The sequence below is a fragment of the [Clostridium] fimetarium genome, assembly GCF_900111235.1.
Lineage (GTDB): Bacteria > Bacillota > Clostridia > Lachnospirales > Lachnospiraceae > Clostridium_N > Clostridium_N fimetarium.
In genome coordinates this window covers 175,405-192,348 of sequence record NZ_FOJI01000006.1, presented here as the reverse complement: position 1 = coordinate 192,348, position 16,944 = coordinate 175,405, and the positions used below count along the sequence as shown (strand labels likewise).

Here is a 16,944-nt window from a genome sequence, read left to right as displayed (position 1 = left end):
CAGCAATTATTTACTTGCTAAATTCAGCAGAATTTAGACATTCTGCCACATCATCTATATTAACATCAATTCCCAAATTATTAACTTGAGTAATATTATTTTTAACTGCAGCGCAATACGCTTTTCCATTGAAGGTCGAATAATTACATAATACTAACAATCTTTTTTCAGGTCTTGAAACAGCAACATAATGAAGATTTAAATCTTCTTCGTTTTGCAAATTATAATTTTCTGCAAGAACTATAACTTGTGCATACTGCAATCCTTTCGCCGAATGGATTGTTGTCACCACATGTCTAAACTTATCACTATTATATGTAGGAATATATTGTTCATCATTTATAACTTGATATAAAACAGTTACTTCTTTTCGTATCTTTTCACTATTTTCATATCCAAGTATTTCATAAAGTCCATAACAACATTGTTCGAATACCTCTTTATCACCCATACTTTTTTCTACTCGCTGAAGTGCTGTTTTTATTTTTGCGAAATTATATGAATCAGAGTTTGGAATTTCATCATAAAAATCAAATTCCGAATATAATTCTTTTATTAAAAAATAAGCTAATTGACGTGAAATCCAAACATGCTCGCTTTCCAAATCATTATTATCTAATGGAGAGCCTGAGATAAATGTGAATTCCAAATCATTATTCTTCAATTCTGATGCCCATTTTTTACCATCATCATTGCGACGCACAAGAAATGCGCTTGTACTTTCAAACTGAATCCACTCTTTAATTTTTTCTACCGCATAACCGCTTTCTCTATATGCAAAACAGCATACACCATTATCAAACTCTTCCTTTCTTACATCACATCTCACATCATCCATGAACATATTTGAAAAATTTTGTATTGAAATCACTGAACGAAAATTGTGCCTCAAACGGTACTGACTGAAATTGGAATTAGATATAATCTGTTCAAAACCTTTAGAATATCCACCTCTCCATCCATAAATGGACTGTTTTAAATCTCCAACAATAAAAAGAAGAATATTTAATGTATCACAAATGTACATAAATAGATTATGCATATCCTTGTCACTATCTTGATATTCATCAATATAAATACGGTAATATTTTGATTGTAAATAAAGTCTTGCTGCCTCAGATCTTTTTAAAATATTCAAGGCAAGTTGAAAAGAAAAATTCTTTTTATTATCAGCATATTTACATATATAACCATATTGCTTAATCTTCTCAATTCCATCTTCAAATTTTCCAACTTGATTTTCACTTGAATAATCTGGCCTAAGTTCTTTTTTGAATTCTCTTCCATATACATCATACATAAATGGACAAATAATTTCTTTCAAGACAAAATTATCATTTGTTCCTACAAAGCCATCTCCTTTAGCTCCTGATAATCTAGTTTGAATTTCTTTGGCTGCTTTCTTTGTAAAAGTAATAGCTGCAAATGTTTGAAAGGAAGTATTCACTTTAATTTCATGTTTTATTTTTAAAATTGTTGTATGTGTTTTACCTGTACCAGCGCTAGCGCTTATAGAAATATTACCAACTTGGTTTATTATTGCTTCTCGTATTTCCTGATCTATCGGCAGCATAAATCACACATCTCCTTTATACATTTAAATCTATCGTGATTATAAATTTTGTTGATTGTAACTGATGAGTTTAACTCCGAACATAATTCAATCATTCGTATCATTTTTTTCTCTTGTAAATAATCCACGGCGCTTTTAGTTGTATTTTTCTTTTTTACAAAACTGTCCATTTTACTTGGTATTGCTTCATATAAATCATTTTCTAAATCAATTTTTGATAAATATATATGCTTCTGCTGCAATAGTTCAAGCTTTTCAATATAATTATTATAAATTTGTGTTTGAATACCCATTTTATCTATTTCAAATTGTGTTGGATTATACAAAACATTATTTACTTTATTCTCATCTGCAATGGACAATGCACGATTTAATCCTAAATGGTTATATTCCTTTTTATCTTTATTATACTTCAAATCATTATCAGTCTTAATAATTGTTATCACATTTAGTTTACTTAATATTTTTATATACTCCTTAAAACTAATTCCATTCACCTCCAAAATGTATCCTCCAAGCAATTCGTATGCTGGACATTTTGTGCACATGATTGTTTCAAACAAAATCTTCTCTGATGGACCTTCCACCAATAATACATAATCTGCATATATTGCTTCTGCTAGATTCTGATTCAATTGGGCCTTAAGTTTTTGATATTTAGGAGGAACCTTATAATAGACTGATTTTCCATCCGTTTTATCTGTTTTATATAATTTGATTAAATTTACTTCATCCATAGAGCTTACAATCAAAGATGAATGAGTTGTTAAAAACATATATTGGAATATTTCATCTGTAAATAGTTGTTTTGAAACTGCTAATTGCATTGATCTATGTAAGTGATTTTCTAATTCCTCAATTAAAAAAATATTAATTTTCACATCCTCATATTGGCGATTTTCTAATGAAAGCAATGTATATGCCAACAACTTTCTTCTTCCATCACCTGATGTTGGATAAGAAACATCTCCCCCATAATTTATATATGGCATGAGCTTAGATGATATATTCTCTAATTCCATTTCAGATTTAATGTTTATTTCAAATCCTTTTTCAGGTCGATATTTAAAATATTCACTTTTTATCATTCCTTCAAGTTCTTTGATACTATCGAGTTTTCCAAGTTTATCATTTAGAGTATCTATTAATCGTTTTACAACTCCACGCTCTGATTCGGTCATTCCACTATCTTTACTAAAAATATTTCTTGTATATCTTTTAAATACATTACCCAACTGTATAGAGGAATCAATATAGACGACATTAAAAATTTTATCAATTTCAAAAATTGCCTGTGTACTAGGAATAGCTTCAAGATAATTAATATCGCTTCCCCAAAACAGTTCTGGCATTGCAACTATACTTCCAGATTCGTATTTTGCTTTTAATTGCATAAACACAGAATCATATCCACTTGAGATTGCTCCTGCCATTCTTTTTCTGATTTTTTTATTATCACTATCATTAATATCACTTATATCTATCTCTATAGTTATTTCTATTTCACGTTCAATCTTTTTCTGAAAAAAATCAGATTCAATTAATCCGTTTTTTCTGCATTCTCTGTCAAAGAGGAATCTGATAGCATATAAAAAGTTTGTTTTTCCAATGTCATTTAATCCAAATAGAATATTCTTGTTTTCCAAATTGATATCAATACTCTCAAAATTTCTAAAGTTCTTAATCCATATACGCTTAAATAACATTATTACTACCCCTTTTCACCCTTACTCTGCTAAAATCTCAACTATCTTATCAAGTTCCTCTTTTGTCAAAGTTACCCCTTTACCCATCTTCTCATGCTCTGGGGCCCAATCACGTATATCATATTTAGGTGCACCACCATTCCAACTAATAAGATTTATTTCTTTTCTCCATCCTTTTGCATTCTCCGAAAGAACGCCTATTTCTTCAACTATATCGTATTTAATATCTACCATAATACCTCCTATAAACTCTTCATAACATCAAGTAATGTTGCATAACTATCAACATCATGATAAACAACATTTTCTGTTGATATTTCATTAAACAATTTTCGAGCACATTTTATCTTTGCTTTTTCTATTGGTCTTAGGCTTAAGCTCTCCAACGTTCCTTTCGTTTCTGCAACAAAATAGATATGCTTTACCGTACCTTCGTTAAATGCAATAGCCCAATCAGGAGAATAATTTCCAACCGGGGTGGGAATAGCAAATCCTTTTGGTAACTTTGCATATACACACACTTCAGATGCCTCTTCTAATGATTCTGCAAATGTTCTCTCAACACTCTTTTCTGCTGTTCCATCGGTATAAACATAATCCTGAATATGCTTTTCTGCTCTAAATGCTTTATCCATGCTTGCATGCTTTTCTGCTGTAAATATAGAATTCTCATATTTGCCGGCAATTCTGTCATAAGAAACATGCTCTACTATCATATTTGCTTTTTGTTCTTTTATTAGGCGGATCACTTTTGTGATAAATTCTTCTGGATTATTCTTAAACATTGCAAACTTGAATGGACTTATTCCACTTATGATTGCTGCAACAGTTCTTCTCGTTAATACAGTGCCTTCGGCAATCTTTCCAATTAAATCATATTTAATCTGGCTTGTTTCTGAATGCTTCAATGCATTGGTTTTTGACTTTGCATCATAAAACGAATTGCTTTCTCTAACCATATTCGCATCCATTATACTTTTTTGCTCTGATTTTGAAACGGTATAAAGCAGCTCCGATACAAACAATTCTTCATCAATGTGATCTATTGCTTTTTTAATCAGCTCATTACTATCAAAACTTACGGTATAAGCATACTTATGATTAATATATCCCCAAAGTGTTTGAAATTCCTTCTTTGCAAAATTTTCATTCAGGTCATTACTAGGAATCGTAGTCTCATTACCATTAGAAATCATATCACCCAGAATTTTATCATCAAATATACTCTGGATTAGCTTATGAACACCCTCTGCGAGTGGCTGCAATTCTTCCTGTAAAACTGCAAAACAATTATTCTCCAAATCTGCATGATATTGTTCTGTGATATGCTCATCATTGTCAATGTAATCATTCTTTAACAAATAGCGATAAATTGCGGTTGCCTGTTGCTCTGTAATCTTAACTGAACTACCATCTACCTTAACTGTTTTATCTATAAAATATTCTTTCGAAGCTTTTGTTGGTCTTTCATAAAGAACATCCTTAATCTGCTTCTGTAAATCAGTCACAAAGTCTTTATAACTTTCACTTGCTATTACGGTCAGCTTATTAACTTTATGGACTCTATCGCGTCCAAGACTTTGTTCATCCATACGAAAACCATCCTGATTTACACAAAGACGTAATCCACGTCCTACTTCTTGCCGCTTTAACATAGTACTATCACTGTGTTTTAGAGTACAAATCTGGAATACGTTTGGATTATCCCATCCTTCTCTTAATGCTGAATGAGAAAAAATAAATCTTGTTGGCTCTTCAAAGCTAAGTAGTCTTTCCTTATTTTTTAAAATCAAATCATATGCTGAAATATCATCCGAATAATCATTACCTCTCGTTGCAGTACTATTTATAGCCTGTCCTTTTTTATCAATACTAAAATATCCCTTATGGGTTTCATGTACCGCTATATCTTTTAAATACTTTTGATAAGGAGTATCAAATATTGTGATGTAATCATTTATTATGTCATTGTATTCTTGTTCAAATATCACTCCATATTCTCCAAGATCCTCCTCACCCACTTCATTGTACTGACGATATTTAGCTACTTCATCAATAAAAAATAGTGATAATGTTTTAATTCCTTGGTTAAATAATTGTTCTTCTTTTTCAAAATGTGATATTATGGTTTCTCTAATTTGGATACGTCGCATATCTTTTTCTGAGATATCGCCTACAACATCTCCTCTACATATTACTTCTCCATTTGTAAATGTAACAGTAGCTGAAAAAGGATCAATCTCTGAAATACGATAGCCTTTGTATTGCTCCATATTTTTTGATAATTCATATAAATTATCATCAACCCCAAGTATTTTGGATTCACGATTAATTGATTTGTTATAGGCAATCTCAAATTCAATTTTTGCTTTAGGCGGATGCTTTGGAGAAACAATAATATTCTCCAAATACATATATTTATCTGTTCCACGGAAGTTCTTTACCTGGAATCCTTTTACCTCAATTTTCTTAACCAAATGTTGATTATATGCATCAACCGCATCCAATGCGTATACCATGTTATGATGTTCTTTATGGGTTGCAGAGTAATTCAAAGAAAACAACGGATTAAAATTCTTCAAAGCATTCTGCGTAGCATCTCCACCCATTTTTTGTGGTTCATCCAATATAATAATAGGGTTATTTGCCTTAATTACATCAATAGGTCTTCTACTTCCAAACTCATCTCTCTTGTCATAGATAATTCTTGACTCTTTCGATCGCCCGCCTTCTTTCATTGACGTATTAAAAGCTTGCATGTTGATTATCATAACATTAATACCGGCATTACTCGAAAATGCATCTAGTTGATTTAAATTCTTACTATTATATACAAATGGTCTTACTTTTTTCCCATATTGCTCCATAAAGTGACCTTGTGTTATTTCAAATGACTTTATAACACCTTCTCGAATAGCAATAGACGGAACAACAACGATAAATTTTGACCATCCGTAACGCTTATTTAACTCATACATAGTCTTTATGTACACATATGTCTTTCCTGTACCAGTTTCCATTTCAATATCCAAAGAACAGCATCCAAGATTTTTGATCAATGACTCCGAAACTTTCAAATTATTTTCCTGCTGTATTTTTTTTATGTTAGATAAAATCATATTATCAGGAATAGCCATTTGTTCATTCTTAAATCCTGCATCGTTAAAATCATCAGCTATTTCCAATTCATCCGAATCATCAAAAGATATTTGAGAAAATGATTTTACCACTTTGTTTTTACCTATATCTCTACGATAATTAACCGGATCATTATATGGTTGTCCGTTAAATACATTTATAATACTTTCAACAGCATCTGTCTGGTACTGCTGAATTTTAAAATTAAATTTCATTATGTAGCACCTCCCAATGTTGATATTATTATTGTTGCAGCTAATGAAGCTAATGCAATTCCTCCGGAAATCAAAGCAATGATTAGCATTATAGAATTATATTTTTTCGCTTTTTTGGCATCTTCCTTACAATCTTGTAATTCCTTTTCCTTTAATTGATATAATTCATCCAGTTTTTGTTAATTATTAGACAAACCTTCTATTACCTGTTGATTTCCTTCAAGTAAGGGTTTTATCTGCTCTGTAAGAATTTCATCAAGCGGCTTAATACTATCAATCATATCTTGCGTTTGCTTACGCAAACTATTAGCCATATCGTAACTGAAGCTTGTGTTAAATTGTGGTAAAGAAATTCCGTCAAATAAATTATTATCCATATTTACAGTACTTTCCTAACCGTATCTGGGCTATATGTCATAAAAATTTGTTCAAAATTCGTTGCAACACTATCATTAGCCATGCTACTATCTCTAAATACAGCATATAATGGTTTCAACTCAGCCACTTTCTTTATAACTTCATCAGATATGTTTGTATCAAAACAAGCTATTAAAAAACCTTCTGCAACATTAAATACTCTTTTTCCAGCAATTTCATTTTCTTCAATATTACTAGATAATAAAACGCCTAATTCAAGCATCACTTGAAATAGTAAATCTTCTGGAGTTCTATCTTCCTTTATATTATCAGTATACGTCATAAATAATGACTGTTGAACTTCCTTGGGACTATAAAAAGTCTCTTTCATATTAGATTCTTCAATAGTAAACACTCTAAAACCCGTATCAACATCTTTATTTATCTTCATAATTTCTACAGCTGCTTTACGTATTCTTTCCTCTCCAATTTCGCAAATATCTCTATATCCATTTTTATAAGCCTCCAGTTTTTCTGAAATTTTTTCAGGTACTTGGACCAAAATGAATTTTCGCTTTCCATTTGTTTCTGCGTTATATTGTAATACTGCATGAGCTGTTGTTGATGAGCCACCAAAGAAATCCAAAATAATTGCATTTTCATCCTCGAAGGTAATCATTCTAAGCATTTTATCAATTAATTCTATTGGTTTCGGAGTATCAAACGTAGCTCCACCCATCAAAGATTTTAATTTTGATGTTGCTGTTGACATTAGTCCTGCATCATCCCACCAAGTTGTTGCCGTACGACGAGTACTTGCAGCTTTTGACTTAAAATATTTTTGATAAAGACTATTTCCTCTTTTTACTACAAGACCTTCATTATATTTATCTTGCATAGTATCTTTGGAAAATCTCCAATAACCTTCTATTCCAAGAAACTCATAAAACGGATTTCCTTTTTTTTCTCCCCCAGGTCCATCAACTGGTACCAGACGATACTCCCCTCGTCCATCCCCGTCATCTAAACCAAAACCCTCAAGTATTGGATCAAGTCCAATCATTTTTCTTTTTTCTTCAAGATTTAGTATTTCTTTTGCATAAAACAAAATCATATTATGATTTGGAGATATTATTTTATCATTTGATATCGAAGCTCTTGATTTATGACAAATTATTGCAATTCTATTTCTAGCACCAAATACTTCATCCATTATTTTTGTGAGGTTTGTTACCTCATTATCATCAATACTTATGAATATTGCCCCATCCTCTGCCAATAAATTTCTAGCAAGTTTTAATCTTGGGAACATCATATTAAGCCAATCACTATGAAATCTTCCATTTGTTTCTGTATTTTGAACCATTCGATTTCCTTCGTTATCTATCTGTTCACTATCTTGCATATATTCGTTTGAATCTTCTGCAAAATCATCATTGTAAATAAAATCACTACCAGTATTATATGGTGGATCAATATAAATCATTTTTATTTTTTCTAAATATGTTTCTTGTAATAATTTCAATGCTTCAAAATTATCACCTTCTATATATACATTTTCAGTTTTATCAAAATTAACGCTTTTTCCTCTTGATGGTCGCAACGTTGAATCAATTGGCGCATTAATATCAGCATAAGTTTTCTTTTTATCTGGCCAAGTAAACTGATATCTTTCATCTCTTCCTTCAACTACGGTTGATGATATTTCTTGCCTCAACACATCTGCATCAATTGCTCTCTCAATAATGGTTTTTCCATTTTCATCATATCCAGTTATTGTCTCTGTAACTGCATTAGGAAATAATGCAGCTAGTTTCTTATAATTTACATCAGCCAAGTTTTTTGTGCCCATTTTTAATTTATCCATTATAGTTTCTCCAATAGTTTCTGATATTCTTTCATTCTTTGAAACATATCAAATTTCTTTTTTGATTGAGTTTCTTTCCTTGCTTGCGTTTCCATCTCATCAATCTGTTTCATTAGTTTGGCTTTTTCTACTTCAACAGCAATCTGTTCATCAAGTGAATTGCCATTTTTAGGAATAATTCCAGATACCTGCTCCACCATATTCAGCCACATAGAATCCAGATCCAGTCCGTTTAAATGAAGCTCCATTTCGCTATTACTTTTCCAATCAGAATACAATAACTTTGTCTGATATACAGCAAGTTGATACTCTTCTTCATACTTCAATATAATTAGCATCTGCTGTCCAAATAACTTTGATATCAATAAGACATTTCGCTCATCATAATTCTTTGTCTTTAATTCTATCTGCACTACAAAGATTGACTTTATTGATTCGCCCTCTTTGATATTTACTGAAGACGGTGATATTTCATTTACTATTCCGATTCTACTAATATCATTGTCGAATCGTTTTTTTCTATCTCCATTCAATTCTCCTGGAAACTTGGCAAAGATTAATTTCTTATGTACTACTTTGCGTAATTCCGTAGATTGTGGTAGACCAAACATATCCATCCCACCTTTACTGTATAATCAGAAAACAAATCAGCTCAAAGTCATCCAATCCACCAATATTTTCAGATAGAAAACTCATCTGCTTTCCACTTAAAAAACTATCTAACTCATTTTCTTCTTTTATGTCTATTATAGATGAAATCGCATCACCTAATAATTCTGAATACTTGCCCAGTTTTCTTCCATCTTCTGTTTCATCATTAAATGCAGCACATAATTTCTTATCCGGCTCTTTTTTTCCTTTGCAAAGGAACCTAAAATTGTCCAGCATTTCCTTTGGTGATAAATGGTCGATAACCACTTCACCATCTTCTGTAAGATATACCATATAAAATGGATGTAAGCGATTCTGACTATTAATATTTACTTCATTCTTAATATTTTTCAACACATATATTACACCTGGTGGTAATTCATTTGTGGATTTCACTACTGCATTCATTCCAAAAGGTGCATGTTCAATCTCTGAATGTGTGGAAATATAATCTAATAAATCTAATCGAAATTCATTCAATCCCAAATCCATAATTGATATTCCTGATGACATTTCTTCAATGTCTACTACTTCTTCTTGAAGTCGTTTTAATTGTTGTTTTCTATATTCTAGGTCGCCCTTTTCCTCTGGACTCAGTGGATTGTCATCTCCAGTAGCAGTCATATCCACAATCTTCATCTTTGTTTCAACTCTTGCTTTTAGATTAATATACTCATCCAAAGTAAGATCAGGCCAAAAGTTCACAAGCTGAATTACATCGTTCTTACTTCCAATTCTATCAATACGTCCAAAACGCTGAATAATTCTTACTGGATTCCAGTGTATATCATAATTAATCAAATAATCACAATCTTGAAGGTTTTGACCTTCTGAAATACAGTCTGTTGCAATTAATATATCAATCTCAGCTTTATTATCCGGCATCAATAAATCTTTTCCTTTTGAAATTGGAGAAAAACACGTTAATACTGTATTTAAATTGGTTCGCATACCCTTTATCGTAGTTTTACCATCTATAGCTCCAGTAACCAATGCTGTATCTAGTCCGAATTTTTTCTTTGCATAGACACCTACAGTATCAAAAAGATAACCAGCTGTATCTGCAAATGCTGTAAATATAATTATTTTCTTATTGCCTACGTTTATTGGATACTCTTGCTTTTTATCAATAATATCAAATAATTCTTGCAGTTTACTATCATGTTCAGGTGTAATATCCCCTATCATACACACCAATAAGTCGAGCACGTCTTTATCCTTTTCAAGTGCTTTCTTCCAAGTTGGATAGTCCATATCAGACAAATCTATCTTGACTTTTTTCCCTATAGTAAATACATCATCATTTAAATCATCTTCGTCAAAATCATTTTCAGCCAAATTAGTAATATCTCTAAGCACCATATTAGTTGATATTTTATGATCTTCATAATCATTAATTGCCTGTATCGTATTATCAATCAATTCTTTAATTCGTTTTAGTGTAAGATTAAACGAGTATACGGAACTTTCCATACGTTTCATTAGATTAATTGACATCAATCTTCTGATTCCTTGTTCACGTCCAGACTGTGTTAATCCTCCTTTTACCTTCTTGGTATCATACATATCAACATACTTTTCAAGTTTACTTGGTAAAATATAATCTGTAGGTGTATAGATACACAAGTCTAACAAACTAAGTTGTTCAAATATTTCGTTATAATTTATGGCATCACTTAAATCAGTAAGTCCAGGTCTTTTTGAAATTGGAAGATTTCTTTTTGGAAAAGTGCCAATTTCTGTTGTATCGTAAAATTTTTCGATATGCTTTCTTGATCTAGCAATTGTAACGCTATCTAAAACTTCAAAAAAATCAAAATCGAGCATTTTTAGCAATCGCCCAGTTGTTCTATCTTGCTGTTCACACCTACTCCATGCATTAAATGCTGCCTGCGCCTGCTTAAATATATCTTCAATGCTTCTACTAGTATCAAGTTTTTCATCTAGCAGCCTACTTTCACCCTCATATGCAAGTGCAATCTGATTCTTCAAATCAGTAAATCTATTATTAACAGGTGTTGCAGACAACATTAACACCTTAGTCCGTACACCTTTTCTTATTACCTTATTCAATAATTTCAAATATCTATTTTCTTTATCCCCATCATCTGTCACCTTTCCACCATTACGGAAATTATGCGATTCATCGATTACAACTAAATCATAATTACTCCAATTCAATCTGTCCAAATCTAAACCGTTAGATGTTCCTGCATCCCTATTTAGATCGGTATGAAACAAGACATCATATCCCATCCTATCGGCTGCGATTGGGTTGTTCACATAGTTATCTTTATATGTATTCCAGTTATTGGCCAATTTCTTCGGACATAATACAAGAACCGATTTATTTCTATTTTCGTAATACTTAATAACAGCCAATGCTGTAAATGTTTTACCAAGTCCAACACTGTCTGCTAGAATACAACCATTATATTTTTCTAGCTTATTTATTATTGCTAACACCGCATCCTTTTGAAAATTATACAACATATTCCATATCTTACTTTCCTTAAAACCATTTGCTTCATTTGGAAGTTCATCTATTGATACATCCTCTAAAAACTCATTGAAAATATTGTAAAGTGTAACAAAATATATATACTCTGGAGAATTATCATTATAAACGGTTGAAATGTTTTGGATTACTTCATCTGTGACATCCTGTAATTTATTCTTATCATTCCATAGCTGTTCAAATAACTGCAAATAAGCAGTACTCATTGGAGTTTCCGTTTTTTGAACCATATAGTATGCATTATTACCACGCTCACAGCCTAGATCAACAGTTGTAAATCCGTTTAATGGCATATAACTTTTCTCATCCACATTCATAAACCCCATCATATTCTCATTAGAAATATTGGATTTAAAAACACATTTTTTCTTTATCCACTCGGCACATTCTTTCGCAATAGCCTTTTGTGTTAACTCATTTCGCAATTTCACTTCAAATTCTGAGCCATAAAGATTTTTCTCTCTATCTTTTCTTGGAATAAAAAATTCTCTTTTTTCTTTCTTTGCTTTATCTTTAATAAATGTTGGAGACGTAAAAATAAATTGTAATTCATCCACATTAATAAGTTGTTTTTTTAACTCTTGAAATGCATAGATTGAAAAGCAGGCCGCTGCAATTGATACTTTACTATCTTTTTTTATTTCTACGGATAAATCATCACTTAACGTTTGAGTAACATTATCGATCAATTTCATTTTAGTACTTCCTTTCAATCTTTTATGAACTATGCTTTCGATCACCGCATTGTATTTTATCATATACATCTGTCCCATTTTCAGGACTTCTTACTACTATATGTTATTTCTGTTCGTCGGATCAGAATTTTGTTTTAAACCTCCTTCAGATTTCACATCACGATGGGCACCCTTGTTCTCAGCTATACATTTACCACTAAAAGGTCATGTTAAGGACTTTTGCCCTCTATATTACGCCCATACTGGGCAAAAAAAATTGTAGATTTCTTTTGGGGAAACCTACAATCACTATATTCTTATAATAACAATTATATTTTCATCCCCAATTGCAGCATATTCCCCAATATTTTGCATATAATGTATTTTATAACCTTTTATAAATTTTTACAAGTTATTTTAACAATTTATGATGACATATTTAATTATTATTATAATAATACTATCAAGCACAAACAAACATTCTGTATACCGTTTCTATAATATAAAATATATTAAATCCCTCTATAACTTAAGGAATTTATAAAATGTACTTTTCTTCACCCTAGTCAGTTTCATTGCCTCAACAGATCTAATTTCACCCTTGTTCCATTTTATTATTACGTCATCCCAGTTCTCAGGTTTCTTTATCTTTGGTCGTCCATAATCCTCCCACTCTCCTCTTGCCTTTTTTGCATCAATTCCCTCTCTCTGCCTTTTCTCCTTCTTTTCAATTTCAGCCTGTGCCATAGCTGCATATAGTTCAATCAGCATATTATTAATTGTTTCCATAAGCATCTTAGCCATAGAATTATCCAACTTACTAAAATCCTGCAATGTTGTAGGCAGTTCCAGAATCATAATTCTAACACCTTTATTATTAAAACATCTAAGTTCTTCAAGAATTGCCTTTTTATTTCTTCCAAGTCGGTCCACCTCACTAATTATAAGTGTATCCCCATCTCTTAAAATATCATTACTCAACACTGTATAACGTGGTCTATTGAAATTCTTCCCAGTCAGCTGGTCCGTATATATCCTTTCTAATTTTATTTCATTAATTTCACAGAAATCTGTAATCTCTTTGATCCCTCTGTCAAGATGCTGCTGAGTGGTACTCGTCCTATGATATCCATAATAATTTCCCATATTAATCCTCCAAATCGTTCGTTAATGTTTACACAAAAAAATAAACGCCCGTAAATTACCATGTAGGCATTTACGGACGTAATTTTGTGATATATTATTAGCTCGAATAAGTACACATTTTCAGACGTTAAATTATCTACCTATCTTGTCACTATCTTTTTAATCAATGCCCAGGGAATTAATACCCAGCCGAATAAAATCCCATAAATAAATCTCTGCAAAAACAAATCACCAAAATTCTGATAGAATACTATTTTATTTGCATAAATCGTCTTTTTTGTACAATAAAAGCCTAATATTATATATAATATTAACAAAATCATTATGTTAATCCTCCTTGTGTATGTTTAAGCTGCAATTAAAATCTTCTTATTCGTGCTGTCATAGAAATAAACTGAATTCGATAAAAAGTCCGATTCACTTACTTCACTTTCATTTACTTGATTAACCATTTCATTAAGTTCTTTCACACTAATTTCATCGCTATATGGAACAATTATCAATTCATGGATTGAACTTGGAAGTATATAAAATCCACTTACAAATCTTTTAGAAAGTTTAACCATAAAATCCAAATCAAGTAAAACTGCTGCACCATAAATTCTATTTTTGTTACTGACAACATACATTCCTATATTTCCATCATCAGTAAAATCAAAATCTTCTAATTCTTCTTCGGACCCTGAATCTAAAAACTCATTCATAATTTGTTCCATTGTTTTAAGAGTACCTGATCCAATAATATTTTCAACTGCAGCTTCATATAAATCATTTTCGCTCACATTCCACATTTTTAGTTGCTCATTCCTTACCAAGGATGTACCTTGAACAGATTCTCCATTGACACATCCATCTGATATATCTAAATAATAAATAATTGAAAGATTCAAGTAAGATCTGTTTGGTACACTTTCTAACAATTTTTCATTTCGATTTGTATTTACTATTTTACATGAAATCTTTTCTTTTGCTGTTTTCCACTGTGATATCCAGTCAAAATTCTGAACTGTCATTTGATTGTTTTCTACAGTATTAATTATTTCTTCTACAATATTAGGAATATCAGCAATTGTCGTTTCTGGTTTAAAGTAATTTTCCAAGTATACACAAGGTACGCATTTATTTGCGCTATCCAAAAGAGTTATACTTGTGAGTTCACAATCGTTATTTTTTATCACTTTATTTATTTTTAAATAATATTTTCCTATGGTCTTTTTAATAATTAAATCTACCACCATTTTATTAAATATTTCAAATGTCATTTCTTTTTCCTCCATAAAATAAATTTCCCCTGCAGTATCTCTGCAGGGGCTTTCTAAATTCAATATTACTATTACTGTATCCATATATAATTATGCTACTTCTGTATTTTGTGAAACTATCTCATTTACAGCCTCAGTCATATCCTCTGATATTGCATATTTTATACTCTCATCCGTACTTAACGCCTTCTGGAAATCTGTTTTAATGGGAGCATATTTTAGAGCTTGCTTTATAACGGTCTTCTTAGCCATTTCATTATACGAAGTCTTCCATGGGCTGAATGAAGATGCCAATCCTTTTGAATATGTTCTTGCAAATTCATCCATTTCTTGCTTAGACATGACACAAAAGCCAAAACCAGAGTTAATCATCTTAAATAGTCCATAGAAGAATACAGGTTCACCCCGATCAGAAGTGGCAGGTCTGTGTACTAGTTTTGGATTCAGACCATATTCATATAAAAACTCATCGTTTTCATAAACGCATTGTGCCTGTATTGTCTGCATTAGTTCATTTCTATATGCTAACGCAATTAGTCCCAAGTATCCAATCTGAAACTGACACTCCAATACTCCTTTATTTTTATAAGGAATTAAATATGCATGTCCAAGGGGCGAATTTATTTCCAACCCTAACTGTGCAGCATTTAAAAGCGCTGAAATAAAACTCATAGGAGTACATGCTTGTAGTTCTGGCGTATTATTAAGCGCTGATAAAGCAATCCTTGTAAATCGTTCCGGTGTGATCATTGATGGCAATGCCCGTTTGATTTCAGGCATCATAGCCTTAATCATCTCTGCAATGCTCATCGCTTTAGTGAGCTTCACTTCTTTTTTTGAGTCTGTTTGGGCCTGTGACGCTAGTTCCTGTTTGATATCAATTGTTTCCATTTTACTCCTTTCCGTTAAGCTACCTTAACCATAAATCTTCTGCTACTACTTATTTTTGAATATTTTGAATAAATATTTGGATCATCTTCCTTAAGTTTCTTTGTATCAATCCTCTGCGACTGCGACGATACCCATGATATTCTGTAGCCTTCTGCCTCTGCATAAGCTGCATCCTGCATTTGAAGTTTTATCTTTTGGTCTATCTCGTTCTTTTCCCTCTCTAGCTTTTCAACAAGTTCATCAATCTCATTGCGCCTATCAAGTTCCTGCTTAGCTCCAAATAATTCTATTGTTTTTTCTGCTCTTGAATCGGCATACATTCTAGCTATTGCATCTGTATAGGTATCACTTCCATCCGGATCAGGTAATATACCAGCAAGTACATTATCTTCCCAGAACCTCTGCTCGATTTTTATCAAGCTATTGATTAGATCCTCATCTCGTTCGATTTTATGAACAATAAAGTTCTGTCCAAATACAAGCGCTGCTAGATACCAACATTCGCATCCAGATACTGCAAGATAATGCTGGCACTGTATCTGATAATGGAGAGGAATCTTACCATCTTTCCACTTATCTGCAGAATACGGACTTACTGTTTTACATTCAAGCCCAGCATTTTCTCCCACTACAAGTCGGTCAAAATTACCTAGCATAAAAGGATGTTCCTCATTATAAAATATTGCTTGAGCCTTCCGTACCTTTTTACCCGTATGCTCCATAAATCGCTTTGCCACATAATCTTCTAGTTCTCTACCCTGTCGCATGGCCTCATTGTCAATCTGATCTGTATCATCCGAAATCTTATTCTGGTATACATGCATTGAACTTACATATGGATTCATACCCACGATAGCGCCAGCATCTGTTCCTGTGATACCTTTCTTCCTGTAAATCAACCATTCTTCATGGCTGATTTCATTGATATTTACGAGTCTCTTCATAA

At 31.9% G+C, this 16,944-nt stretch carries 13 protein-coding genes; all 13 read right to left on the bottom strand.

The genetic code is table 11. The annotated features are described in order from the left end of the window. Positions 1 to 10: 10 nt before the first annotated feature. Positions 11 to 1,573, bottom strand: a complete 1,563-nt coding sequence (locus tag BMY18_RS09660) for a UvrD-helicase domain-containing protein (protein ID WP_092453412.1) — start codon at positions 1,571 to 1,573, stop codon at positions 11 to 13. Further along, positions 1,561 to 3,279: an ATP-dependent nuclease gene (locus BMY18_RS09655; protein ID WP_092453410.1), complete on the bottom strand. Its 1,719-nt coding sequence runs from the start codon at positions 3,277 to 3,279 to the stop codon at positions 1,561 to 1,563. Before BMY18_RS09655 ends, BMY18_RS09660 begins: the two co-directional genes overlap by 13 nt. A gap of 21 nt (positions 3,280 to 3,300) precedes the next feature. Beyond that, positions 3,301 to 3,513: a YdbC family protein gene (locus BMY18_RS09650; protein WP_092453408.1), complete on the bottom strand. Its 213-nt coding sequence runs from the start codon at positions 3,511 to 3,513 to the stop codon at positions 3,301 to 3,303. Between the two features lie 8 nt (positions 3,514 to 3,521). Continuing rightward, positions 3,522 to 6,632, bottom strand: a complete 3,111-nt coding sequence (locus tag BMY18_RS09645; RefSeq protein ID WP_092453406.1) for a type III restriction-modification system endonuclease — start codon at positions 6,630 to 6,632, stop codon at positions 3,522 to 3,524. Between the two features lie 179 nt (positions 6,633 to 6,811). Continuing rightward, positions 6,812 to 7,009, bottom strand: coding sequence for a hypothetical protein (locus BMY18_RS09640; protein WP_092453404.1), 198 nt, complete (start codon positions 7,007 to 7,009; stop codon positions 6,812 to 6,814). A gap of 2 nt (positions 7,010 to 7,011) precedes the next feature. Next, positions 7,012 to 8,856, bottom strand: coding sequence for a site-specific DNA-methyltransferase (locus BMY18_RS09635; RefSeq protein ID WP_170841367.1), 1,845 nt, complete (start codon positions 8,854 to 8,856; stop codon positions 7,012 to 7,014). After that, positions 8,856 to 9,467 (bottom strand): DUF4391 domain-containing protein, encoded by a 612-nt coding sequence (locus BMY18_RS09630; protein WP_092453403.1) that lies wholly within the window; start codon positions 9,465 to 9,467, stop codon positions 8,856 to 8,858. The genes BMY18_RS09635 and BMY18_RS09630 overlap by 1 nt, the downstream gene beginning before the upstream one ends. 13 nt (positions 9,468 to 9,480) lie before the next feature. After that, positions 9,481 to 12,720 carry a helicase-related protein gene (locus tag BMY18_RS09625; RefSeq protein ID WP_092453496.1) on the bottom strand — a complete coding sequence of 1,080 codons (3,240 nt, stop codon included), beginning with the start codon at positions 12,718 to 12,720 and terminating at the stop codon, positions 9,481 to 9,483. A gap of 501 nt (positions 12,721 to 13,221) precedes the next feature. Beyond that, the gene (locus BMY18_RS09620) at positions 13,222 to 13,845 is read right to left on the bottom strand and encodes a recombinase family protein (RefSeq protein ID WP_092453402.1); all 624 of its coding nucleotides are present in this window, start codon (positions 13,843 to 13,845) and stop codon (positions 13,222 to 13,224) included. Positions 13,846 to 13,985: 140 nt separating this feature from the next. Next, positions 13,986 to 14,168: a hypothetical protein gene (locus BMY18_RS09615; RefSeq protein WP_092453400.1), complete on the bottom strand. Its 183-nt coding sequence runs from the start codon at positions 14,166 to 14,168 to the stop codon at positions 13,986 to 13,988. 24 nt (positions 14,169 to 14,192) lie between these two features. Continuing rightward, positions 14,193 to 15,122 (bottom strand): DUF5688 family protein, encoded by a 930-nt coding sequence (locus tag BMY18_RS09610; protein ID WP_139197250.1) that lies wholly within the window; start codon positions 15,120 to 15,122, stop codon positions 14,193 to 14,195. A 75-nt stretch (positions 15,123 to 15,197) separates the two neighbouring features. Further along, positions 15,198 to 15,998, bottom strand: a complete 801-nt coding sequence (locus BMY18_RS09605; protein ID WP_092453396.1) for a recombinase RecT — start codon at positions 15,996 to 15,998, stop codon at positions 15,198 to 15,200. 14 nt (positions 15,999 to 16,012) lie between these two features. Beyond that, positions 16,013 to 16,942, bottom strand: a complete 930-nt coding sequence (locus tag BMY18_RS09600) for a YqaJ viral recombinase family nuclease (protein WP_092453394.1) — start codon at positions 16,940 to 16,942, stop codon at positions 16,013 to 16,015. Positions 16,943 to 16,944: the final 2 nt, after the last annotated feature.